The sequence below is a fragment of the Microcoleus sp. N3A4 genome, assembly GCF_036701805.1.
Classification (GTDB): Bacteria; Cyanobacteriota; Cyanobacteriia; order Cyanobacteriales; family Microcoleaceae; genus Microcoleus.
This window is the reverse complement of the sequence record NZ_JAUBRJ010000052.1, coordinates 1-23,043: the sequence shown is the minus strand read 5'-3', so window position 1 is coordinate 23,043 and position 23,043 is coordinate 1. Positions and strand designations below refer to the sequence as shown.

The window sequence follows — 23,043 nt, the reverse complement described above, 5'->3', positions numbered from 1 at the left end:
TTTTAAGTGGGGATTTTATTTTCGAGAGGTGCTTTTAGTTCTTCAACTAATGCGTTAATACTTTGGGGTTCTGTCACCATTTGGCGGTGCAGCAAAACGTTGAGTTTAACTTCTTTACCTACTGGCATTTGGGAGCTGTTCGACGGTACAATCATTATGTCAAATGGCGTCCACATTGATGTAAAGTTTATGCGTTTGAGCATGGTCACATCTTGATTCAAATCGCGCAGCAAGCCACTATCGGGGCGCATATCCAGGTATCCTGGTAGGCGTAGGGAATAGGCTGTGAGGGTGCCGCGGTGAGGGGAAGATAGGGTGATGAAACGCTGTACGCGGTTGATTCCTCCGAGTCGCTGGACGTAGTAGCGGCTGACGATGCCGCCCATGCTGTAGCCTACTATGTCTAAAGGCTGTTCTGGATCGAAGGTTTCAGAGATGTAGTCTGCGAGTTGCTTGGCCAGTAAGTCGAGGCCGAGGCTGCCGTCGTTGGGGGTGAGGTTGAGGCTGTGGACTGACCATCCGAGTTGGGTGAGGCGGGCGGACATTTGGCTGAAAATCATCTTTGTGTCCCAGATGCCGTGTATGAGGATGACGGGATTGCGATCGAGCGAACTGTTCATTTGAAAAGAAAATTGCTTGCTGATTACAGCATAGATTACTCCCCTAGGGAGTTTGACCCCTACTAGGACAGCTAGCGAATCGGATCGAGGTACGATCGACAATTAGTGGGAATCGCTAACAAATTCTGAGATACTTGTAAATAAGTGCAAAGCTGTGATGGTATTTATACCTAAAATTAGCTTTGATGAGGCAGCTTAAATACAGCAAAATGTAAATTTTGATTAATAAATGTAGACAAAGGTTGCCTTACCTCGTAGTCTAACTTTGTTGACAAGCTTGTACAAATTTCTCTAAAAGAACAAAAGGAGTAAGTGTAATGTTTGGTTTTATCAAAAATTTCTTCGGCGGTATTTTCGGCTTTTTCGGCAGACTGTTGGGCTTGAAAAAGTCTGAATATTTCCTAGATTTGGGCGAATCTGGAACGAAGGAACCAGCTAAAGTTGAGCCTGCCAAGGCTGAGACTGCTGCGATCGCACCTGCAAAAGTTGAGCCTGCTAAGTCTGAGAAGTCTGAGAAGTCTGAGAAGTCTGAGAAGTCTGAACCGACTAAGAAGGCTAAGGTAGAGAAAAAGTCTAAGAAAGACAAAGAAAAGGAACCAGTCGCTAGCGTTCCTGCTAAGACTGCGGAACCAGCTAAGATACCTGCAGCGGCAGCAACTAACGGGAAAGTGCCGAGTCAAGCTGAACCGATTCGGACTTTTGCTCCTAATAACTTAATGCCGACATCAAATGCAACTCGTCGCGGCCCGGGCCCCAGCATGAACAATTTCCGGGAAATGGCCCGTCAGGTGAAAACTAAGTAGGAAATTGGGAATTGATAATAGGGAATTGGGCATTGGATAATTCCAAATGCTGGCGTTAAAAATTAAAAAGGGGATTACTCATTTTTAATTTTAACTCTTTGTTCTATTCCCTATTTTCTTGGTTTCTGAGGAAGGCTAATCCGCTGTATAGCTGAAAAGCTGAGTCCCAAGGAGTTTCGGATTTGCGATCGACTTCTATATGAGATTCGATCTTGCTCAACATATTAGTGTAATCGAGCACTGTCTCGGCAAAGGGCGTAAATTCTGACCAAACTGTAATGTCAAGCTGGCGATCGAATATTTCAAGTAAATGATTCCAGTTAATTCTGGTGGTACTTTGAGGAATTTGTTGAGCGTTTTTGACTCTGGATGTTTTGTGTTTCGGGTTCGGTGAAGTGGGGATATCGGCAGAAGCTTTGGTGAAGTCAACTCCTTGTTGAAATTCGTAACTTTGGTCGCAAATTCGCAGAATGCAGTTTCTGCTGGGAATGTGCAAGTCACAGATTTGAGCGTAATCTTGCCTGATTTCTCTGTGGCGAAATTGCTCGGTTCTTCGGTTTGGGGAGTAGTCCATGACTTCGATGAACATCGGCAACAAGCCTTCTACTCTTTGGGTAACTTCTGACCAGTTAAATTCGATCGCACCGAGTCGATCGAGTCGATCTTTGCAAACAACCGCTGGGGAAGAGAGAGACTGGAAGTGTTGCACTCGGAAGATTTGGATTTTTTGAATATCGGCTAGGGTGGCCCAAAATACGGGAATGCCGGCGTTGAGGATTTCTTTACCGTAAATTCGGAGTTCGGCAATGGGGCCAGTTTTGTAGAGTCTCCAGCCGCGGCTTTGGATTTGCATCCGGGTTGTGTAAGCGTCGATTTTAAAGATTCTGCTGATATTTTGTACGGCTGCGGCTTTGTTTTCGGGACTCACGGGTTCGAGGATGAGGAGTCCGGGTTCGAGGTTGCTGGGGTCGTTTTTGGCGGTTTCTATGGCTTGTTGGCGGAGGTTTTGTTGGGCGATTTCAATCCGTTGAATGCCTTGGCGGGTCTGGGAGACGATTTTGGGGTTGGTGATGTCGCGGAGTATTTGTTTGTAGGTTGTTTGGGCTTTTTCGAGGTTGTTGGTGAGTTCGTAGTAACGGCCGATGTAATATTGCACCCACGGATTTTCGGGGGATTCTTTTTGCAGTTGTTTGATGAGTTGGGCGGCTTGTTTGTATTCTTTGCCATCTAGGGCGGCGGCTATTTGGTTGATGTCTGTCATGGCGGTTGCGGGAATGGCGTTGTTTCTATCTTGGCTGATGTTTGGTTGGTTCCGCTACTGGTTAACAACTTTCGCTCTTGTGTTAACTTATAGATATGATATGAAACTATGACAATCATTGAAAAAATACGTGTCAAAGTTGTAAAAAATGATTTTGAGCTTTCACAACACGCAGTAAACCAAAGTATCGTTCGCCGTATCAGGGTACAAGAACTCCGGGAAGCAATAATGGCTGGTGAAGTTATCGAAGAGTATCCGAATGACAAATATGGCCCAAGCTGTTTGATTTTCGGCTTCACCATGACCAATAGACCTTTGCACGTTCAGTGCAGTTATCCATCTCGTCCTTTGGTAAAAATCATTACTTTATACGAACCAGATCCGAAAATTTGGATTGATTTTAAGTTAAGGATAAATCAAAATGAACAATGATATTTGGCAAGAAACAATGGTGGAACAAAAAGTAAGTTATACCCTTGAAATCAATGGTAAGTTTATTATTATTGAAAATGTTCCTGCTAGAGTGTGTTTGGAAACGGGAGAGCGGTTTTTTTCACCTGAGACTGTGGAACAGTTGCAGAAGATGATTTGGGAAGATAGAAAGCCGACTAGGGTGATTGAAACACCTGTTTTTGAATTTGCTTAGGGGTTGGTTAAAGTTCAGTTAAAGCTGATTGGAATTTATGCTTAAGGTGTAAGTACCTTTGCTTGTACGATCGCCCAACAATGAGAACACTATGCTGCTATTATTTGAGGATTTTATGGTAAGTATCGCAGAGATTCCCAAACCCGGACAGCTTCTTGGGGGCTAATGTCCTTACAATTAGATAACTCTGGAGGCGCAGTATCTAAGAAAAGACGAGAACCCGCACCAGTAAATCTGTAAAATGGGCCTTTACCCATCCAAGATCCTGTTAAAGTAGGGCCAGAAAGTCGAGGGTTTTTACGATATTTTAACACTGCGCTTTTGCCCAATATTGAATTGTTGACGGGATAACTCCGTTCTAAGTCCGTCGATGGCATATCGCCAATACCGCCACCTGTGGATTCAATAGCAAAGCAAGAGTTATTAGAGTTTCCATAGATAATTGCGTAGTTAGGGCAAAAACGGCGGACTCCTGAAGGACAAGGTTTAACTTGAACGCTAGCCACCTGAAATCCGGCGGGAATATAGCTAGGAATGGCAACTTTAACTCCGAGAGACTTAAGCTGATTTGTTTGTATGTCAGATAGCTGAGTATTGGCTAGCAATTGCCCTTGATTTGTCGATCGCTCAGCCGTTACAGATTGTATGCTGGCGGCTAGGATTGCTGCGATGATGGTGATGGTGATGGGCGATCGCATTTTCATGAATTTTCCTTGTTTTTGGTAGGGATTTTTGCCAGATTACGAACAGCCTTCTATATACTCAACTTCAGGAAGTTTCCCTGAACGAAATCGAGTTACACGATTTTTGCTAGTCTCAAAAATAATCCGGTAGTTTTTGTCAGCGGCATCTTTAGGTACAAAAGTTAAATATTTGCCATTTTGAGGCGGGCCGCCAACATAAGGATGTGGAGTTTCTTTAATTTGCCCTGGATACAGCTTAATAATTTGCTCTTGAGTATTCCCGATTTTAGCTCCTCTGAGGGTGGTCATGCGCTTGTTGTTAATATCTACTCTAGCAATACGACCTTTTACTACCATAAAGGCAATTTCTTTTGGTTCTCCTTGTGGGTGAACGTAGGAACACTGATATTCGTCAACACCACCACTCCCACTTGTAATTAATTTAATTCCAGCAGATTTTGAGGCTTCATCAACGGTCATTCCTACTCGGATCGGCCTAATGCCATTAATTGCTAGTTGCGATCGCTCTGTGAGTTGCGCTTGAGCATTAACTGATGTTACCGAAACCGCAAAAATGACAAGCGTGCTAATTAGTAATGTGACAAATTTTGTTGAAGAGTTTAACTTTCGCATCGATTGCTATTCCTCCTTTATCTCTGTAAATATTTCTCTAATTCGGCTGTACGTTGTTTCGTCATCCGCTCCAAACATTCGTTTAGAAAATCTTGATAACCTGTACCGCCGCGATTTCTATACACTTCAAACTCGCAGGTTTTATCTCGCAGTTTAATCCACCCTAATTGTGCTTCCGAAAGTAGCGATCGCTCTTCGCCGCTTAATTGGGAAATCAGTTGTTTGTAAACCTCATTCAGTCGTCGATCCGAGGCCTCATACTTCAACCGAATACAAGCTCTGACTTCTACATCTCCTTGAGGGCGATCGCAATTAATCTGTTGAGCAATGACAGAGCGCCCAGATTGTGCAAAAACTGATGTTGTACCGAAAATTGCCAAAAGCGCGTGAAGCGAAGCTATCCCGTAGGGAATCGACCAAAAGAGCGATCGACTTTTCTTCAAATCTATTTTCATTATTCGTAAACCCCACCTATATGATAATTTTTATTAACACAAAACAAAGTAGATTTGATTTATTTAAACATTTTTTTATTTACTGAATGCGATGATTATAAGGCATCGTAAGCATCCATTTCCGGTAGTTCCCAATCAGGAGCCAATCTCCTCAGCCGAACTCGTAAATCTGCTGCTGGCTCCCGATCGATACCGCGAGATTGCAAGTTTACTAGCCCTGATTTTGGCATAAAAGTAACAATAACTTGCGCTTCTTCTATGTCGGTGGGTGTTTCCAGTAATTCGATTTTGCCATTTCGATATATGCCCTCTACTGACTGTAACATTTTACTTCTGTGATAATTAGCCATTTACATTTTAGCGGCGATCGCCAAACCCAGCAAGTCTCCGTACTTTTTTGTGAATATTAGCACTTCTCAAATGCGGCGCCAACTAAGGATAAAGCCACAATCGGCGCTGTCACCGCCCTGAGAATTCTACTCCCCAAAGAAACAGCTTCAAAACCAAACTCGATCGCTCTTTTCACCTCACCCTCAGTCCATCCACCCTCCGGCCCAACAGCAATCACAATCGCTAATTCCTCCCGTTCTTCCTCCCCCCTTATTAAGGGGGGCTGGGGGGGATCGAAACCAGTCGCTCCATCTGGCTCCCCCCTTAACAAGGGGGGCTGGGGGGGTTCTAAATTACCCAACAAACAATCCCACAAATGCCGATTGTCCCCGCGAGCAACACAAATAAATCGATATTTTTGACCGCAATCTTTTACAGCAACATCAAACGAAACAGGCTCTAAAATCGCCGGCACAAATTGACGTTCCGATTGTTCCGCCGCCTCCGCAGCAATTCTTCTCCACCGATCGACTTTCTGAGAACTCGGTTTGAGCAAAGTTCGATCGCTCGTTACCGGCACAATACTTGCCACACCCAACTCCGTCGCCTGTCTCACAACCTCGTCAAAGCCGTTTCCCTTCGGCAATGCCGCCATCAAAGTCACCTCTACGGGTAGCTCACTGTTTACAGAAATCTCCTCTGCTATCGAGGCAAATAACCCGGTTTCCCGCAATTCTAGGACGGCACACCACCAATGTCCCCGGCCGTCCATCGCAATAAATCGATCGCCCTCACTCAAACGCAGCACTCGGTTTAAATAATGCTGCTGTTCTTTGGTTAAGTCGATTTTGCGATCGCAAATTTGAGCGGCACTAATTGCTAATCTTTGTAATTGAGGCATTGAATTTGGGATTGTTCGTTTTCTATTAGATTTTTTTTTATTTAACCGCAGAGAACGCAGAGAACGCAGAGTAAGAGAGAATGAAAGGAGATAGGCAGGCGGGGTTTTAACCGCTCAAAAACAATATAAAGGCAAAGCATTTACAACCGGAATTATTTTACAAATCCAAGTTTTTTTCTGCAAATGCTCTGCCCTTATGTTATTTTTGCGTGAGGTTTATTTGATGCGAGCAAAAATCGAAAAGTGAAAATCGGCTTATGCTTCCTCCTTAATCTTCTTTAAATAAGTGGAAATCGCCTCTGTAGCTAGCTGTGTAATCGGCTTGCCCTGACGGGCTGCTTCTTCCTTGAGCTCGTTGTAGATTTCATCGCGGACGCTAATTCGACGGCGGACTTTGCCACCGCTAGGAGTGGCTGTCTCGTTCCCGTCATCGTTACTAGACGTAACATCTAAATCATTAATATCGGTTGTCATCGAGTCAGTAGATTGGTAGTTGGTTACAAATTGACGGATAGATTCTAACCCGACGCGATCGCAAAAATTGCCAAAACTCTCGCTCAGTTGCCGTTTTTGCTTGAAATAAACAAAAATCGGCTCCAGAAAAGCTTCAAAATTCTTGACGTGCAGCTTTTCCTCAATTGGTTTTGCCAGCCGCGTTTGTTCGGGAGAACCGCCCAGCCAAATCTGGTAGGATTCCGGCGAACTCCCGACAAACCCCAATTCTGCCATATAAGGGCGGGCGCATCCATTTGGGCAACCAGTCATCCGCACCACCAAATGCTCGTCTGCCAAGCCAACTTTGGTCAAAATCGCCCGAATCCGCTCTAAAATGCTCGGAATCACGCGCTCAGACTCGGTAATCGCCAGCCCGCAAGTCGGCATTGCCGGACAGGCCATTGCATAGCGCACTAAGGGGTCGATCGCTGTTTCCCGCTGAATGCCGCATCGATCGAGTATTCCCTGAATTTCCTGTTTGAGATCCGGCGAAATATCGTAAATCAGCACGTTTTGGTGCGGCGTCGCCAGTATCGGCAAGTTGTGCTTCTGCACAATTTCCCGCAAAGCCGTTTTTAGCTGAAATGAACCTTCATCCTTGATCCGGCCATTATCCACGGAAATGCCGACAAACAGTTTGCCGTCTCCTTGTTCGTGCCAGCCCAAGAAATCAAAATACTTCCACTCAGGCAGCGGTTTAAAGGCTTCTAGGGGTTTGCCAAAATATTCTGCTACTTTTTCGCGGAACCACTCTACGCCTTTGTCGTTCATCAGGTACTTCAGCCGCGCGTGCCGTCTGTCTGTGCGATCGCCGTAATCTCTTTGCGTTGCTACAATTGCCTTGACCAAATAGTAAACATCATCCTTGGCAACATAGCAAATCTCATCCGCAACCCGCGCAAAAGTCTCTTCTTTATTGTGAGTGCGGCCCAAACCGCCGCCAGCAAACACGTCAAAACCTTGCAATTCGCCAGCTTCATTGGTAATTACCACCAAGCTCAAATCCTGAGAGTACAAGTCAATTGAATTGTCTCCCGGCACGGTAACGGAACACTTAAATTTGCGCGGCATATAATGGCTGCCGTAAATCGGTTCTTCTTTGTCGTCGCTAAAAATTGTGCCGTTGCCGTTTTTCTGTCTCGCAGCCTTCACTGCGGGGTCTTCCTCGGCCGAAATAGCTTTTTCGCCGTCCAACCAAATTTCGTAATAAGCACCGGTTTGCGGCGTCAGCAAATCGGCGACATTGTTGGCGTATTCCAGCGCATACTTGTATTCTGGGCGATTTTTGTACGGTGCTGGCGGTGCCATGACGTTGCGGTTCAAGTCGCCGCAAGCTCCCAAGGTTGACCCCATATTTTTAATAATTGAGGAAAACACTGCTTTAAGATTTTTTTTCAACACCCCGTGAAGTTGGAAACCTTGGCGCGTTGTAACGCGGATCGTGCGGTTGCCGTATTCTTCAGATAGCTTGTCTAAGGCTAGGTATAATTGCGACGGAGTGAACCCGCCGGGATTGCGGGTGCGGAGCATGAACTGATAGTCTTTTTCTTGTCCTTTAACTCGATTGTCGCGGTTGTCTTGCTGGTACGAGCCGTGAAATTTGAGAATCTGAATCCCGTCTTCGGTGAAGTGGGTAGTTTCTTGTAACAGTTCAGTCGCAACAGGTTCTCGTAAATAGTTGCTGCGTTCTTTGAGACCTTCTGATTTAGAGGGCTTGCGCGCAACTGGGGTTGAAGTGGAAGATGTGATCATGGGAATGTATAGTGCCAGTTATAATTAGATACAGCCGATCGAATATTTCTTGACAATTTGACACTTGACAAATTTGTACTTGACAAATTTACTCAGAAATGCTGTGTCGGATATGTTGACCACTCGGTTAACAAGTAAGTTAACAAGTAAGTTAATAACGGTAATCCGGTAGGAATTCTGATGTTGTTCAAGTGTAACACGATCGAGCCGGGGCTGGAAAATTGTAATTAAGAGTTTATACTTTCGATCGCTTAACTGCACGAAATTTTACAAATAATTAACCTCAACCTTTGAAACTATGTCACTGTATGACGAAGACACCTTTGTGGTGTTAGAAACAAACCAGCCAGAGCAGTTTTTGAATGCGGCGGAACTCTTAGAAAAGCTGAAAGCTGTCTTAGCTCAGGAACACGAAGATTTGCCGCAGGACGTGAATAAAATATCGGGTTTGGAAGCTCAAGCTAAGTATTTAATTAATACTTATTGTGAATTAGATGTCGGGCCTGGAAAGTTTTTGCAGTGGTATGCAGTGCGTCTAGAAAAGTAATTTTGGGAATAGTTAGTTGTTATTGGTTATTGGTTATTGGTTATTAGAGCCAACAACTAAGAACTTAACAACTAACAACCAAAAACTACTGACAAGTAACAAATAACCAATAACCAATAACAACTAACTATTCTTCCAACTGTTGCACCGATGATACTTCAACTGCGGTAACATCGATCGTACCGGGCGGAGTCAAACGGCTAAAATGACCTTGCTCTATTTTCAGAGGTTCGCCGCAGTTGGCACACTGAAACTGAGTTTGATTTAAAGCTGTAAATTCGTATTGACAAACCGGACACTTGTCCTCAATTAAATTGCGTTTCAGCCACCACTGAAGCGCGAAAAATGCGACCACAGGCGTCAGAAACAAAAAACCTACTACAATCAACAATGATTTAACTACCCAACCCAAACCGATTGACACCAACAAACACGCGATCCCCAGCAGTATCAGCCAATTGCTAATACGGGGTAACTTTAAAGAGATTTTGGGGGTGCCTTGGTTCACGGTGGTCTCCTTGGGTGTCTTTGCAGGTAGGCATAACTCTATCCTACTCAGAAATTCCTGCGGTCGATCGAGTTAATTTTCCCATTGTACACGGAGAGACCGCTCTCTACTGCATAAGTTAATCTGACTCAGAGGGTTGAAAAAATCCTTGCAAGGATTGACAAAGGGATTCAAAACTAAATCTTGCGAGGGTTTGTTCCCTCAACCAGCGGCGATCGCACCTTTTATCCTCCCCCCGCAGCATTTCCCCACAAGCAACCGCTACTGCTGCCGAATCTCGGTGAGGAACTCGCCACCCCAGTTTACCATCTTGCAGCGGATCTGCCGAGCCGTCCGCGTCCCCCGCAAGGACAGGTATTCCGCAAGCCAGCGCTTCCAAATAAACTATACCGAAGCCTTCCTGGGAGGGCATTACATAAGCATCGGCTAACTGGTAATGGGCTGCTAAATTTTCTGTCGGTACAAAACCCGCAAATATTACTCTTTCGGCAACTCCCAAATCATCAGCGAGTTTGGCTAATCTAGGTCGATCGTCTCCTCTGCCAATAACTAAGTATTTCACATTGGGAAACGTTTTTGCGATTAGCGGCAAAGCTTGAATTGTGACATCGACACCTTTGTAAATATCTGTCGATCGCAATCTGGCCACGGTCATCAATATTTTAGCACCAACCAGATCGTACTGCTTTAATAAATGCAGCGGTTTAGGGCCAGTAGCAAACATATTACCATCTACAGTACAAGGTACTATGTGGAATTTTTCGGGATTTAATTGATTATTGCAGCAAGTGCGATCGCGCGTGTACCTGCTAATAGTCCAAATACTCTCAGCTTTGCTCATTGCTATTTGATATTTGGGCGGAAGCGGTTCCCAAACTTCCTTGCCGTAAGTTAAAATCGTGTAGGGAATTCCTAAAGGTTGGCACAAAGTCTGAATTAGCGGTGCGAGTTTGATGTGACCGCAGAAAACCCGTTTCGGTCGTTTTTGCAGCAAGCGAGTTAGTAATACTGTAGCAAACTTAAGACGGCCCAACCCGGCATTCTCAGTTTTGAGGTAATAAAATTTCAGATTTTTTGACTGGTAAGGATTGTTGCAGTTTGGGGAATCTCGCAACAGCAAAACTTCAGCTTGCGGCGAGTTTGTCTTTGCGGTTATTGACGCATAAGCTTTCAGAATGTCTTGAACGTAGGATTGAATGCCGCCTTCGCTGGCAAATATTTCTAGGAAACAGAATAGGTAATTTGCCGATCGCATCTCAGATTTACGCATTGACAGCGCAGACAATTATTGCTGTATAGTAACCGCAAAAAAGGGCGATCGCCATTATCCAGAGCTTTTAAACCATGTCAAGATGACTGTAGTTGCAGGTTTTACAGGCAAATATTTGACTCGCCTACTTTCACCGTTGGTTTTGAGCGACGATCTGCTTTTTTATTAGGGCTTTTTAACTAGCTGCATGGGTGAGTGCGAGGCTGTGGTTGAAGTTTACTATAATCTACCGTAATTTACTGTAAACTTAATGATTTTTAACAATATCCTACCCCAAGCAAAATTTAAGATTTATTGAGTTGGCGCAGCGCGTCCGACCAGACTGCGGATTAGCAGACCGGTGCCGATCGAGGCGATCGCCTCTTTAGTTTTTGGTAAAAGTATTATCTATCCAAAGATAGATATCGAGCCAGTTTTTAACTGTTATCATCATCCGAGATAGAGAGTTAAATCTAATATAATTCTGCCAGGTTTTTTTAAAATTCTGAAAGATTTTGTCGAAAATATTCTCCTAGAAATCTTCTCCAAATAAAAAGAATAAGGCTCATAAAGCATTTAAAAAATTCAAGCATCGTTGATTTTTTTGCAGTGAGGACAGAGATTATATATTCGTATCTTTTCTGTTCACAAAATTAGTTTATCGAGCCGATAGAGAAAGTTTTACGAGCAGAAAAAAACAAGGTCTCGTACAATCATGTACCAAGAAAAGCCTGTCACATAAAACATTAGGTATTTAAGCTTAAACCAACAAAAAATAATGTTGGGTGTCCAATGTCATACGGGCAAGCGACTCTCTCCAAACAAGCATTAATTGGAGTTTGAGGTGAAACGAATAACGATCGCATTCAGTATTTTTAGTATAGACGGCGTTTTTGCAATTAATGACCCCTGTGCCATAGGTGCAGAATTAGCCGCCAAACAGGCACAAAGGAGCTAATTCTTTATAGTTGGCGTAGATGGCGCACCAGAAGCTCTAGATGCACTCAAGCAAAACAACAGTACATCTTAAGTCCAGATGATGCAATAGAAGCTGGAATTGCCTGCGTACCAGAAGATCGGAAAAATCTCGGTTTATTTCTCGATATGAGTTCGGGCGAAAATATCACCCTAAATATTTTGGATCGAGAGACAAAAGCTGGCATAATCAATTCCAAAAACCTGGCAAAAGTTGTGACTGATGCCATTCAAGACTTAGGCATTCGTCTTGCCAGTCCGAGCATCAGAGCAATGGATTTATCTGGGGGAAATCAACAAAAATTACTGTTAGCACGTTGGTTGGCCATTAATCCAAAGGTACTTTTGCTAGATGAACCGACGCGGGGTGTGGACATTGGGGCAAAAAGCGAAATTTATCGAATTATTAGCGAATTGGCAGCCAAAGGGGTAGCCATTTTGATGATTTCCAGCGAGTTGCCGGAAATTGTGGGAATGAGCGATCGCGTCTTAGTGATGCGGGCCGGAAGTCTCGTAGGTGAAGTCGGCGGATCGACGGGCGAAAAAATTACACAAGAGAACATTATGGCTTATGCCACTGGGGCAATAGAGGTCAAAAAATCATGAGCGAAATGCAAACAAAAACCAGTAGTATTGCTTTGCTTAACAATGGACTAAATCTGATGAATGTGTCTTTCTTCTGGCAGTTAGTTGTCAAAGGTTGGGTGATTATTGTCGCTGTGACGATTGACAAAGTTCGCACCAGTTCTAGCGCAGCGTAAAGGTATTGCTAATTCGTTCTATCTGTTTTTTATGCGGAGCTTTGTCCTATGCACATCCAGCATTATTATCACCCGATTACTGCTTTTATCCTGGGAACGCCTGCTGTATTTCTACTAACATTATCCTCAAGTTTTGCTGCACCAATTGATAGCTCAGTTGCTCCTCAGTCAACTGAAACGGTAGCTTCTGAACCGTTAAATACCTTGGCAGAAGACCCTTTCGCGCAGGTGAATTCTGTCTCTCAACTCTCGGATGTAAAACCCACTGACTGGGCGTTTCAGGCGCTGCAATCTCTAGTAGAACGCTACGGTTGCATTGCCGGTTATCCCGACGGTACTTACAGAGGAAACCGCGCGGTAACGCGGTACGAATTTGCAGCAGGATTGAATAGCTGTCTCGATCGAGTCAGCGAACTAATTGCCGCCGGAACAACCAACCAGATTACTGGGGAAGATTTAGCGATCGTCCAAAAGCTGCAAGCAGAATTTGCAACTGAATTATCGGTGTTGCGGGGTCGAGTCGATGCTCTCGATGCACGCACAGCAGAACTAGAAGCGAATCAGTTCTCGACTACGACGAAGCTGAATGCCGAAATTATCGTGGTGGTAACAGATACCTCCGGTAACAGTGTTGGGGATTCGCGCGATCGCACCAACACAATTCTTGCCAACCGGGGGCGATTAAATTTTGAAACCAGCTTCACCGGTCGCGATATGCTGAGAACCCGTTTGGAATTCGGCAACTTGGGCAGAATTGCCGACAAGACGGGTACAAATATGACGGCCTTGAACTTTGACGGCAATGTCGATAACACAATCACCGTCCCTCACATATTGTATGTCACCCCGCTGACCTCTAATCTCTCGCTGACCGTGGGCCCGACAGGTGTTGGGTATTCCGATATTACCGATTTGCTGACTCCTCCCACGATCGCCAGCGATAGTGAGGGAATTCCCTCGAAGTTCGGACAATACAGTCCCCTCTACCGCCGGGGAGGTGGCGGTGCTGCTGTCAACTGGACGATCGTCAAAAACCTCACCCTGACTGTGGGCTATGTCGCCGGAAATCCCAATCTCTCGCAGCAAAGTAACGGTTTATTCAACGGTTCGTACAACGCTCTGGTTCAGCTTGCCTACCGGCGCGATCGCGGAGCAATTGGCGTAGCCTATTCTCGTACCTTTGCACCAAGCGGTAAAGCCGACCTCACAGGCGGTACGGGCAGTTTTCTGGCTGCGCGACCGTTTGGGGACAATATTGCTACATCCAGCGATTCTGTAGCCGTACAAGGATTCTACCGCCTTGCTCCCCGCTTCCAAGTTCACGGTTGGGGCGTTTATACTCGCGCCAATGCAGAAAATTCGGGTGTTAGCAGCGTTTCTGATGGTAGAGGCGGCGTGGTTTTGCTAAATGTTGACGGCGACGATCGCGCGGATATTGTGTATGGGGCGATCGGGATCAGTTTCCCAGATGTAGGAGGTGAAGGCAATCTACCCGGGATTTTGGTGGGTTTACCAGGTCGCGTGACCAGCAGTAATGTGCGCCGCGAGCGAGATACTTCCTATCACATTGAAGCGTTCTATCGCTTTCAGGTCAACGACAACATTTCCATCACCCCTGCTTTTTGGGTCGTTGTGAATCCTGAGAATGACAGCCGCAACGACACTCAATGGGTTTGGTTGCTCCGCACTGGGTTTAACTTTTAGTCGGAAAGATATTTGTCAGGACTGACGCACCAATACGCTCTCGCCTTTCAAGTCCATGCCACAACAAAAAACCCGGCCATTGCTGGCTGGGGTAAAAAATTATCAGGGTGCATCTACTAATATTTGCAAGTATAGCAGACATTTGTGGGGTGTCACCCTTCATGGGTGATACCCAACGGATATTTTAGATCAGAATAAGTTATGATTGAATGCGCCAATGATTGACAAAGCTTCTGTATCATCTCGTTTTGTCCCAGCCGATCTAAGATTTAAGATTTAGAATAAATCTGTGCTAGACCTCAAATTAATCCGAGAAAACCCGCAAGCCGTGCAAGAAAGCCTCAACCTGCGCGGAGGTAACTATGAAATCGAGCCGATCGTGCAGTTAGACAAACAGCAGCGGGAGTTGGAAGGGAAGCGATCGCAACTGCAAGCCCGCAGCAACGAAATTGCCAAACTCATCGGTCAAAAAAGAAAATCGGGTTTAACCCTCGAATCTCCCGAAGTTCAGGAACTGCAAGCAGAAGGCAACGCAGTCGGCACCGAGTCGAACGAACTGCAAGCACAAGAAAAAGACCTAAAAGCTCAAATAGAAGCCTTATTATTGCCGCTGCCAAACTTGCCCGACAAGTCAACGCCGATCGGCAAAAATGAAAATGAAAACGTCGAAATCCGGCGCTGGGGAGACGAATACATTCCCCAAAATTCCGGTATTTTGCCGCACTGGGAAATCGGCGAAAAATTAGGAATCATCAACTTTGAACGGGCAGTAAAAATCGCTCAGCCCCGCTTCGTCAGCTTAATTGGCGCAGGTGCAGCCCTGGAAAGAGCGATAATTCAATTCATGCTCGACCGGCACACAAAAGCCGGTTATGTAGAAGTTCTTCCCCCATTTTTAGTTAACACCGAATCTCTCACAGCCACAGGTCAACTGCCAAAATTTGCCGAAGAAAGTTTCAAGTGCGACCAAGACGATTTGTGGTTAATTCCTACTTCCGAAGTTCCGGTTGTCAATTTGTACAGAGGTGAAATATTGACAGCAGAACAGTTGCCAATTTATCACTGTTCTTACACTCCTTGCTTTCGCCGCGAAGCTGGCAGTTACGGCAAAGATACCAGGGGATTAATTAGACTGCACCAATTTAATAAAGTTGAATTGGTAAAACTCGTGCATCCGAGTACCTCCGAAGCAGAACACGAAAAGTTAGTGCAGGATGCCGAGGGAGTTTTGCAGGCGCTGAAATTGCCTTATCGGGCGATCGCACTGTGTACGGGCGACTTAGGTTTCGCGGCAGCAAAAACCTACGATTTAGAGGTGTGGCTGCCATCTGCGGGCAAATACCGCGAGATTTCCAGTTGTTCTAACGTCGCAGATTTTCAGGCGCGGCGGGCGAATATTCGCTTTAAAGAAGCTGGTAAAAAAGGCACTCAATTCGTTCACGCCCTCAACGGTTCCGGTTTAGCTGTGGGCCGCACAATGGCGGCAATTTTGGAGAATTACCAGCAGCCAGACGGAACTGTAAAAGTGCCGGAAGCCTTACAACCATATTTAGGACGGGAAGTTTTATAAGTCACTCGGCGATTGAAAGAGACTGTTGGCGAATTAAAAAAGGGTGAAACCAAACATCCCATAATCATGGCAAGAGAACTACGATCGGGCGGAGGTAAAAAGAGCACAAAAACGAGAGACACTCGTCAAGCCAATCGGAATGTTGCGCCCTCTTGCCCAGATTCTTGACAGATTCATCGCCGCAGTCACAATATGTTGCAGACGAGTCTTGGCAAGACCCATATAACCAGCACAAGCAGCCAACCAAAAACACGAATTCCTTGAGACAGAGAGCTTTCAACACCAGCCCGAGCGGGCATAACGCTGCTTAAAATCCAGGGTATGTTGTCTGGCCCTACCCTTGGCCTTAGCTTCGTAAAGAGGTTGAGGTTTGAGAGTCAGAACACCGGCCCAGGCGGGCGAATGAGTACATTGAGAGCGAACAGGACAACCAGCACCATCGGGGCGACTTTCATCGGACTTGAATCACCCGATTGCCATAGTTATCCGAGCGTGGATGCCAGGATTGGCTGATATTGCCTTGCCGACAAATAGCATGGTGATGCTCCCAATCAACGGTAAAACCAGAAAGCTCAAAGCCTTGCTTGGCTTTTTCTTGCCAACTTGAGTCAGAGGGTACAGGGCCAAAGAGTTCAATACCTAATTGAGTCTCACTCGTCAGCAAATGTTGGGCATCAACATCAGCAGTATCGACGATACAGCATATTCCAGGTTGATGAAGTACAGCAGCCGCTATATTTATATTGTGTGATGTTAATAGACCTCTTGCAAAAATAGTTAGGACGGGCAAGATGCCCGTCCCACAATAAAAAATAACTTTTGTGGGACGGGCATCTTGCCCGTCCCATCAATTGATAAAAGAATTTTTGCAAGAGGTCTAATATGTAGGGTGCGTCGCTGCGACCTTTTAAATGGAACTTGCAGATTGACTCTGAAAGCGACGCACCTTACTTACTACAAGATTGTGTGTACTACATATAGCGGTTCTCAGCAAGATGAGGTACGTAGTTGGGCTTGGGCCCTCAAGCGTCTGGGTGGTTATGTAAGCTGTCAGTCATACCTCATCTTTTTGAGAAAGGCTATATATAGCGGTTCGAGCGAAAGATTCGCGGACGTTGTTGGGCCCCGGCCCAATAAGTGTGGGTGGTTATGTAAGCTGTCAGTCATACCTCATCTTTTTGAGAAAGGCTATACATGGAATATGCTGTATGTTCTTGTGGCAACAGATGTTTATCGAGCTTTAGCTCAATCGAGCACCTGAGTCAGTTCTACATCTCCAGTGGTGGCGGGTGTCGTTTCCACATTAGTAATTAAATCAGGTGCATCTCGATCGCAAGTTTCTGTAATATGTACTGTATAACCTGTCCAATTTACATCTCTTTTTGTCCGATTACCAGCCTCGGTATCATCGGGGGAAATAATTAACTGCTTGTGAGGCGGTAAATTATCGGCTTCTGGCCAATAGACTTGCCCTTTACACCACCGATATTGCTGTATCCACACACATCGTAAAATTTCTACCGCTTTGAGCTGGCGCAACCATTCAGGACTTAACGGGTGATATAAAGCTGACAATAACAGATGACTATAGCAGTCCTAAATCTGTCGCAAAATCGAGCTAGATCGGAATCCTTGTAGTGCGAGCATCTTGCTCGCGTACTATTTTTCAAATCATTTAGGATTGCTATATCACGGCCAATAGTCAATGCCAAGCTTTCTTTTTCTGTTTGAGATTTTGGTAAACGGTATTGCTCAAATCTCGCGCCATAACGTACCGACCAATCCCGAGCGACTACTGTTAACAACCATTCATCCGCCACAGTTGCTAACTGATTTAAGGCATGACGTAAAGTTTCTCCAACCCCTGAGAGACGGTTGATTTTGCGGATGGCTCCGATGACATGAGTCGAGTCAGTTCTGCCTTGCCCCCTGGCTTTGAGGCATCCCTTATCTTGAAAGTGTGCTAGCATTCGAGCGAGTAATTCACTTTCACGTCCCGAAGTAATTAATCGACTTCTCCATTCACTTAAAACTGAATAATCACGCACGGCTATCGGTAATTTCTAGTCGAATAAGCATACTTCCAATCTCTACGACTTCTGACCGCTTCTGCTGCTTGTCGGTCAGTCAATCAGGAGGCAAATTGCATCACACTGATTAATGCTAATTGTCCAGGTGATAGCGCACTTTGACCGCCGTCGGCTCGAAACAAGGTCACAAAGTCAGTATCTTGGTACAACACTCCGAGTTCGTCGCGCATTTTCATCTATGGATTTGGTTTGGGAAAGGAGGTTCGTGCTACGGAGGCGGTCATTTCTCGAATCCATGACCAGTTGTGTGGGTGAAGAGTCATAATAAATTATTTAATATGGTGCACGATCGCACAATCATGCTGCCTATTCAGGACGGCGATCTACCAGGGGTGAAGCCCCTCAGAGATTCGCCAACAGTCTCTTTCAACCGCCGAGTCATCCAAATTTGGGTTCCCCCCACATCACCGTTAGGATTACTGTATTAATGAAAATCGCCACCTGGAACGTCAACTCAATCCGCACCCGCCTAGAACACGTTACTAGCTGGTTGCAAGCAAACTCCCCAGACGTTATCTGCCTCCAAGAAACCAAAGTTACAGACAAAGACTTCCCCCTAGAAGCCTTCACCAACCTCGGCTACAACTGCTACATTTCCGGTCAAAAATCCTACAACGGCGTCGCCATTCTCAGCCGATCGCCCCTAAAGCAAATCAGCAGCGGATTTGCCCCCATTCTCGGCGACGAAACCGCAGGTATTTTTGACGAACAAAAACGCCTAATAGCCGGAATAATCGACGATATTTGCATTATTTGCGTATACGTTCCCAACGGTTCCGAAGTCGGCAGCGAGAAATATGAGTACAAACTAAAGTGGCTCAAACTCCTCCAAAAATACCTCAAAATTACCCTCGACAAATCCCCAAAATTGTGCATTTGCGGCGATTTCAACATCGTCCCGGACGATCGAGATATCCACAATCCCAAAGCTGCTGCAAACTCAGTTGGCCTATCAGTAGCCGAACGCCTCGCACTCACAGAAATCATAGAATTAGGATTAAACGACCCCTTCCGCAAATTCACATCAGAAGGCGGACATTATAGCTGGTGGGACTACCGCGCCGCCGCATTTCCCCGCAACAACGGCTGGAGAATCGACCACCATTATCTCAGTTTTCCCCTGTACGAACAAGCAAAAAACTGTACAATAGACATTGCCCCCAGAAAATTAATCAAACCCAGCGACCACGCCCCCGTAATTGTCGAAATTTGATTTATCAGTTATAAGGTTAATAACAACTGACATCTTGCACCATTCTCAATAAGCCTTTTATGGGCGGGCAGGATGCCCACCCCACAAGAAAATTCACTCTTTGTGGTACAGGCATCTTGCCTGTTCTTGAGAAAGGTACAAGATGTAAGTAACAACCAACAACTAAAAATCATGTTCTTAGTAACCGGAGCAACAGGCGCACTAGGCCGCCGAATTGTACGAGAAATCAGACAGCAAGACAAGCCTGTTCGCGCATTTGTTCGCCTCGCCTCTCGCTACTCGGAACTAGAAAACCGAGGCGCCGAGATTTTTATCGGCGACTTAAAACAAGACAAAGATATTAAAAAAGCCTGCCAAGGAGTGCAGTACATCATCAGCACCCACGGCACCGGCGGCGACGTTCAAGCAGTACACTACCGCGCTAACATAGAATTGATCGACTGCGCCAAAGCAGCCGGAGTGCAGCACTTTGTCTTTATTTCTGTACTGGGAGTCGATCGGGGATACGAAGATTCCGCAGTATTTAAAGCCAAGCGAGAAGTAGAAAAATACCTGCAAAACAGCGGATTGAATTATACCATTTTGCGGCCTGCCGGTTTTGCTTCCAGCTTGTTACCGCTAGCAGAAAGATTTCGAGAAACCGGACTTTACCTGCTAATTGGCGACGGCAAAAACCGCACATCTGTTGTTAGTACCGACGACTTGGCAAAGATTGCAGTAGACTCGCCAACTCTTGCAGGCGCCCGCAACCAAATCTTGCCAGTCGGCGGCCCAGATGTGCTGACAAGAGACGACATTGCCCGCATTTTCGGACGCTTATTCAATCGCGAACCGATAGTAATCAACCCGCCATTGGTTGTGTTTGACGGCTTGCGAACTGCTGTGGGTTTGTTGAACCCTCAAGCTCAAAAAGGCTTGGGAACTTTGCGGGTATTGCTGGGTAACGAGTTTTTCTGCACTCCCGAAGAAGTGCAAAACTTGGAATCAATCTACGGCATGAGAATGGAATCCTTAGAAAGCTTTTTGCGGCGCAATTTGAGCGTTTAAAGTGCTGGTTATTCTCGTTACCAGGCTCTGCCTGGTAATGAAGATCCGGAGGCTCTGCCTCCAAATTGTTGTCTCATTTTAATGGAGGCAGAGCCTCCTGATATGCGTCCCCAGGCAGGGCCTGGGAACGAGCAAATGTAGCGCCAAATCGCAACTGGAAATTATTTAAGCAGACATAGGCACTGCTTCAACACCACCAATATAGCTCGTAACTGCGATCGGCGGAGAAGTTGGTTTAGCAATCAAATAACCTTGAACAAAATCCGCTCCCCGCTGCCGCACCCACTCCAACTCTTCCACAGTTTCCACACCTTCAGCAACTGTTTTAATGTCTAATTTACAGGCAATTTCTAACATCTTTTCCGTAATTAGTGCCTTATAATAATCTTGATGGACATTGCGAATCAATTCCATATCTAACTTAATAAAATCAGGACGCAACTGGTGTATCAAGTTTAAATTAGAAGAACCGCTGCCAAAATCATCTAGTGCAATTAAAAATCCCGCATCTCGGTAAAACCTCAGAATTTTAATCAAGTGCTCGATATCTGGAGGGTGCCGAGATTCCGCTACCTCAAAAACAATATTGCTGTGAGGAATTCCCGATTCATCAATAGCCTGTACTGTCATTCGCAGGCACGTAGCGGGATCGTAAACTGAAGTCGGAGAAAAATTAATAAAAAGTAGTTCTTGGATATCGTAAACATGGGCTTCGCGGATAGCGCGAGTCCGGGCCAAAGCATCTAGTTGAAAAATTATGCCTGCTGATTCTGCTTGGGCAAAAATCCGACCCGGATAAATTAAGTTTCCCTGCTCGTCAATTCCTCGGAACAGCGCTTCGTGGGCAAAAATTTTAGAAGTATCTGAGGTATAAACAATGGGCTGAAAATGCGTAGTAATGCGTTCTTCCGACAATAAATCTAACAGCCAATCAGAGTTGCTGAAGTTAATAAAAGAGTCTAAGGAAGTGCTGCGAGAAAAATCGCTAAGTTTCGGCTGTTCAACTTCGCGCATCCACAAAACTTTTGTCTTTTTCAACTCTTGATTTGTCAGCGCCGATGAGGCTAGGGCGCTAAACTTTTCTTTCGCTATTCCCTCAAGCATAATGTACAAACACTTGCTCTCTTCTAAAAGCCGGAATTCAAATTTAGCCTGGGTCAGTGCAGAAATAACCTTGTTCAGCGTGTGCGATACTGGAAACCACAAGTATAGGCCTCCGCCTCCGTCTATTTTTTCGGGTACTGTTTCGCAGCGAGAGCATGACCCGAAGGCTTTGCCACTTCTTTGCATTGGAATATGCTCCGGTTTTTGGGTTAATTTTAGAACAGCTAGCAATTTACTTTTATTATAAGCTCATTCAGCTATTAATACATCTATCTCAATATCTAAATATTGATGAGCTTGCAGTTGAGAATTATTGCGGTCTTTTTAATTGCCTGTGGTTTCAAACCTGGGCAAAATTTCTCAGCATTGAGCAAGTACGTGTCATTAAACACATTCCAAAATCCTCACAGAGGGAGAACGCAAACACTTACTCTCTATTCTCTATTGCTGCTCAGATTCTTTACGCCTTATTGTCTAATTCCCTTTACGAAAACAGTGGCTACAGTTGATTTTTTAGCAAATGGGAATTAACAGGACAAGGAGCTAGACCAATTTACTCCTACCACAAATATACCCAGCCGGACGATCGCCCAATACAAACTCACTTGCTGCGGAATATCCAATTTAATTTTAAAATCGGGATGACAGGATTTGAATTAAGCTCTCAGAACTATTCTACCACTTTCCGCCATCCTAGCCCATTTTTTCGCTCAATCTAGGCAACCTGTTTTGCGTTTGAGCGAAAACAGAGCGGTCTGCTGTATTCTTTACACAGTAAGCGACTCAGCATTATGCAACATTATGCAACATTGAGCGAAAAATCTAATTCAGTCACACTCAGCACATCCGCTGACTACCTTATTGGGTATGAGCAGATTTTAGACTACTTCAAGCAAGCACAGAAAGAATGCCCCAAAGGGGTAGGACTAAAGAAGGATAGTAAGGCTAAAGGGTCTTACATCACCCTTCAGTTCAGACTAGGCGACAAGCGGGTCAACAAAACTTGTGGGTGCTACCTCACAATGCAGGGCATCACTGACGCCTTAAATAAAGCTCACTTGGTTGCTACCGCCCTAGAATCGTTGGCGTTGCTGATTCTGGCGTATGAATCAACTTTCGCTTGATGTTACAAAACTCACCATACTTGGCTTATAGCAATTGGGAAATCTTTAATTCATACCTGTATTCAGCAACGCCCAATTATTAATTGGGTAAAACAAGCAGGAAAACTCTTGCCAGATTTTTATGAACCACAAATAAATCCACAAGTGGGAGAATTAGATGAATTACAAACATTTGTCGGTTCAAAAAAAAACTTCTGGATCTGGACAGCAGTAGACCACTTTAAGCCAGGTATTTTAGGATGGACTTTAGGCGACCATATCGCAAAAACTTTTGAACCACTATGGGATCTTGTTAGTAAATGGAAATGCTATTTTTATGTGACAGATGGCCCGAAAGTTTACCCAAATGTTATTCCGGAGGGAGATCAGATTATTAGCAAAACCTATATGACAAGAGTTGAGGGTGAAAATACAAGACTAAGACACCCGGATAGCTCGCTTAAAAAGAAAAACTCTTTGTTATTCTAAGTGTGAACAAATGCTAGGGTATTCAATTAAATTGGAGCATCTCAGTTTTGCATTTATAGTGCGAGCGTCCCCGCTCGCGATTTGTAGAATACGCGAGCGGGGAC

25 protein-coding genes and 2 pseudogenes are annotated in these 23,043 nt (G+C 45.1%); 13 read left to right on the top strand and 14 right to left on the bottom strand.

All coding sequences use genetic code 11. The features are described 5' to 3' along the window. Window positions 1–2: 2 nt before the first annotated feature. Window positions 3–620, bottom strand: coding sequence for a triacylglycerol lipase (locus tag QUA56_RS25075; RefSeq protein WP_333363163.1), 618 nt, complete (start codon window positions 618–620; stop codon window positions 3–5). Window positions 621–937: 317 nt separating this feature from the next. Between QUA56_RS25075 and QUA56_RS25070 the strand changes: the two genes are divergently transcribed. After that, complete coding sequence (locus QUA56_RS25070) at window positions 938–1,423, top strand: hypothetical protein (RefSeq protein WP_333363161.1); 486 nt, start codon at window positions 938–940, stop codon at window positions 1,421–1,423. Window positions 1,424–1,526: 103 nt separating this feature from the next. On the opposite strand, the gene QUA56_RS25065 is transcribed toward QUA56_RS25070, so the two are convergent. Beyond that, a complete protein-coding gene (locus QUA56_RS25065; protein WP_333363158.1) occupies window positions 1,527–2,684 on the bottom strand; it encodes a tetratricopeptide repeat protein in 1,158 nt (385 codons plus the stop codon). 108 nt (window positions 2,685–2,792) lie between these two features. Between QUA56_RS25065 and QUA56_RS25060 the strand changes: the two genes are divergently transcribed. Both QUA56_RS25060 and QUA56_RS25055 read left to right on the top strand, forming a co-directional pair. Beyond that, the gene (locus tag QUA56_RS25060; RefSeq protein WP_333363156.1) at window positions 2,793–3,116 is read left to right on the top strand and encodes a DUF4258 domain-containing protein; all 324 of its coding nucleotides are present in this window, start codon (window positions 2,793–2,795) and stop codon (window positions 3,114–3,116) included. Next, window positions 3,106–3,330, top strand: coding sequence for a YgiT-type zinc finger protein (locus tag QUA56_RS25055; RefSeq protein WP_333186241.1), 225 nt, complete (start codon window positions 3,106–3,108; stop codon window positions 3,328–3,330). The genes QUA56_RS25060 and QUA56_RS25055 overlap by 11 nt, the downstream gene beginning before the upstream one ends. Before the next feature lie 113 nt (window positions 3,331–3,443). Here QUA56_RS25055 and QUA56_RS25050 read toward each other — a convergent pair whose 3' ends face one another. From QUA56_RS25050 to sir, 6 genes are all read right to left on the bottom strand, one after another. Next, on the bottom strand, window positions 3,444–4,034 hold the full coding sequence (locus tag QUA56_RS25050; protein ID WP_333363153.1) for a hypothetical protein: 591 nt from the start codon (window positions 4,032–4,034) through the stop codon (window positions 3,444–3,446). Window positions 4,035–4,070: 36 nt separating this feature from the next. Further along, window positions 4,071–4,646: a hypothetical protein gene (locus QUA56_RS25045; protein ID WP_333363151.1), complete on the bottom strand. Its 576-nt coding sequence runs from the start codon at window positions 4,644–4,646 to the stop codon at window positions 4,071–4,073. Window positions 4,647–4,663: 17 nt separating this feature from the next. Then, the gene (locus QUA56_RS25040; RefSeq protein WP_333363148.1) at window positions 4,664–5,101 is read right to left on the bottom strand and encodes a lysozyme inhibitor LprI family protein; all 438 of its coding nucleotides are present in this window, start codon (window positions 5,099–5,101) and stop codon (window positions 4,664–4,666) included. 95 nt (window positions 5,102–5,196) lie between these two features. Then, window positions 5,197–5,427, bottom strand: coding sequence for a hypothetical protein (locus QUA56_RS25035; RefSeq protein ID WP_333363145.1), 231 nt, complete (start codon window positions 5,425–5,427; stop codon window positions 5,197–5,199). 80 nt (window positions 5,428–5,507) lie between these two features. Continuing rightward, window positions 5,508–6,332 (bottom strand): 16S rRNA (uracil(1498)-N(3))-methyltransferase, encoded by an 825-nt coding sequence (locus QUA56_RS25030; protein WP_333363142.1) that lies wholly within the window; start codon window positions 6,330–6,332, stop codon window positions 5,508–5,510. 255 nt (window positions 6,333–6,587) lie between these two features. After that, on the bottom strand, window positions 6,588–8,579 hold the full coding sequence (sir, locus tag QUA56_RS25025; protein WP_333363139.1) for a sulfite reductase, ferredoxin dependent: 1,992 nt from the start codon (window positions 8,577–8,579) through the stop codon (window positions 6,588–6,590). A 298-nt stretch (window positions 8,580–8,877) separates the two neighbouring features. On the opposite strand from sir, the gene QUA56_RS25020 reads away from it, so the two are divergent. Further along, window positions 8,878–9,126, top strand: a complete 249-nt coding sequence (locus QUA56_RS25020; RefSeq protein WP_333363136.1) for a chlororespiratory reduction protein 7 — start codon at window positions 8,878–8,880, stop codon at window positions 9,124–9,126. 127 nt (window positions 9,127–9,253) lie between these two features. Here QUA56_RS25020 and QUA56_RS25015 read toward each other — a convergent pair whose 3' ends face one another. Together QUA56_RS25015 and QUA56_RS25010 are read right to left on the bottom strand one after the other, a co-directional pair. Then, window positions 9,254–9,634 (bottom strand): hypothetical protein, encoded by a 381-nt coding sequence (locus tag QUA56_RS25015; RefSeq protein ID WP_333363133.1) that lies wholly within the window; start codon window positions 9,632–9,634, stop codon window positions 9,254–9,256. 118 nt (window positions 9,635–9,752) lie between these two features. Then, window positions 9,753–10,904: a glycosyltransferase family 4 protein gene (locus tag QUA56_RS25010; RefSeq protein WP_333363130.1), complete on the bottom strand. Its 1,152-nt coding sequence runs from the start codon at window positions 10,902–10,904 to the stop codon at window positions 9,753–9,755. Between the two features lie 888 nt (window positions 10,905–11,792). Between QUA56_RS25010 and QUA56_RS25005 the strand changes: the two genes are divergently transcribed. The 4 genes from QUA56_RS25005 to serS all read left to right on the top strand — a co-directional run bounded on the left by QUA56_RS25005 (window position 11,793) and on the right by serS (window position 15,893). Continuing rightward, window positions 11,793–12,464, top strand: a complete 672-nt coding sequence (locus QUA56_RS25005) for an ATP-binding cassette domain-containing protein (RefSeq protein ID WP_333363331.1) — start codon at window positions 11,793–11,795, stop codon at window positions 12,462–12,464. Beyond that, complete coding sequence (locus tag QUA56_RS25000) at window positions 12,461–12,619, top strand: hypothetical protein (RefSeq protein ID WP_333363127.1); 159 nt, start codon at window positions 12,461–12,463, stop codon at window positions 12,617–12,619. The genes QUA56_RS25005 and QUA56_RS25000 overlap by 4 nt, the downstream gene beginning before the upstream one ends. Before the next feature lie 48 nt (window positions 12,620–12,667). Further along, window positions 12,668–14,323 (top strand): iron uptake porin, encoded by a 1,656-nt coding sequence (locus QUA56_RS24995; RefSeq protein WP_333363124.1) that lies wholly within the window; start codon window positions 12,668–12,670, stop codon window positions 14,321–14,323. Between the two features lie 289 nt (window positions 14,324–14,612). Further along, the gene (gene serS / locus QUA56_RS24990) at window positions 14,613–15,893 is read left to right on the top strand and encodes a serine--tRNA ligase (protein ID WP_333363121.1); all 1,281 of its coding nucleotides are present in this window, start codon (window positions 14,613–14,615) and stop codon (window positions 15,891–15,893) included. 451 nt (window positions 15,894–16,344) lie between these two features. On the opposite strand, the gene QUA56_RS24985 is transcribed toward serS, so the two are convergent. The 3 genes and pseudogenes from QUA56_RS24985 to QUA56_RS36930 all read right to left on the bottom strand — a co-directional run. Further along, complete coding sequence (locus tag QUA56_RS24985; protein WP_333363119.1) at window positions 16,345–16,683, bottom strand: hypothetical protein; 339 nt, start codon at window positions 16,681–16,683, stop codon at window positions 16,345–16,347. A 455-nt stretch (window positions 16,684–17,138) separates the two neighbouring features. Next, window positions 17,139–17,468 carry a hypothetical protein gene (locus tag QUA56_RS24980; protein WP_333363116.1) on the bottom strand — a complete coding sequence of 110 codons (330 nt, stop codon included), beginning with the start codon at window positions 17,466–17,468 and terminating at the stop codon, window positions 17,139–17,141. A 374-nt stretch (window positions 17,469–17,842) separates the two neighbouring features. Further along, window positions 17,843–18,246 (bottom strand): annotated as a pseudogene (locus QUA56_RS36930) (transposase); the annotation flags it as partial. A 15-nt stretch (window positions 18,247–18,261) separates the two neighbouring features. On the opposite strand from QUA56_RS36930, the gene QUA56_RS24970 reads away from it, so the two are divergent. From QUA56_RS24970 to QUA56_RS24960, 3 genes are all read left to right on the top strand, one after another. Continuing rightward, window positions 18,262–18,411 carry a hypothetical protein gene (locus QUA56_RS24970; protein WP_333363113.1) on the top strand — a complete coding sequence of 50 codons (150 nt, stop codon included), beginning with the start codon at window positions 18,262–18,264 and terminating at the stop codon, window positions 18,409–18,411. Beyond that, the gene (gene xth / locus QUA56_RS24965) at window positions 18,411–19,196 is read left to right on the top strand and encodes an exodeoxyribonuclease III (protein WP_333363111.1); all 786 of its coding nucleotides are present in this window, start codon (window positions 18,411–18,413) and stop codon (window positions 19,194–19,196) included. The genes QUA56_RS24970 and xth overlap by 1 nt, the downstream gene beginning before the upstream one ends. Window positions 19,197–19,367: 171 nt before the next feature. Next, window positions 19,368–20,243: an SDR family oxidoreductase gene (locus QUA56_RS24960; RefSeq protein WP_333363108.1), complete on the top strand. Its 876-nt coding sequence runs from the start codon at window positions 19,368–19,370 to the stop codon at window positions 20,241–20,243. 165 nt (window positions 20,244–20,408) lie between these two features. On the opposite strand, the gene QUA56_RS24955 is transcribed toward QUA56_RS24960, so the two are convergent. Then, complete coding sequence (locus QUA56_RS24955) at window positions 20,409–21,533, bottom strand: EAL domain-containing protein (RefSeq protein ID WP_333363105.1); 1,125 nt, start codon at window positions 21,531–21,533, stop codon at window positions 20,409–20,411. 605 nt (window positions 21,534–22,138) lie between these two features. Here QUA56_RS24955 and QUA56_RS24950 point away from each other — a divergent pair. Continuing rightward, on the top strand, window positions 22,139–22,471 hold the full coding sequence (locus tag QUA56_RS24950; protein ID WP_333363102.1) for a hypothetical protein: 333 nt from the start codon (window positions 22,139–22,141) through the stop codon (window positions 22,469–22,471). 75 nt (window positions 22,472–22,546) lie between these two features. After that, window positions 22,547–22,973: pseudogene (locus QUA56_RS24945) on the top strand (IS1 family transposase); the annotation flags it as partial. Window positions 22,974–23,043: the final 70 nt, after the last annotated feature.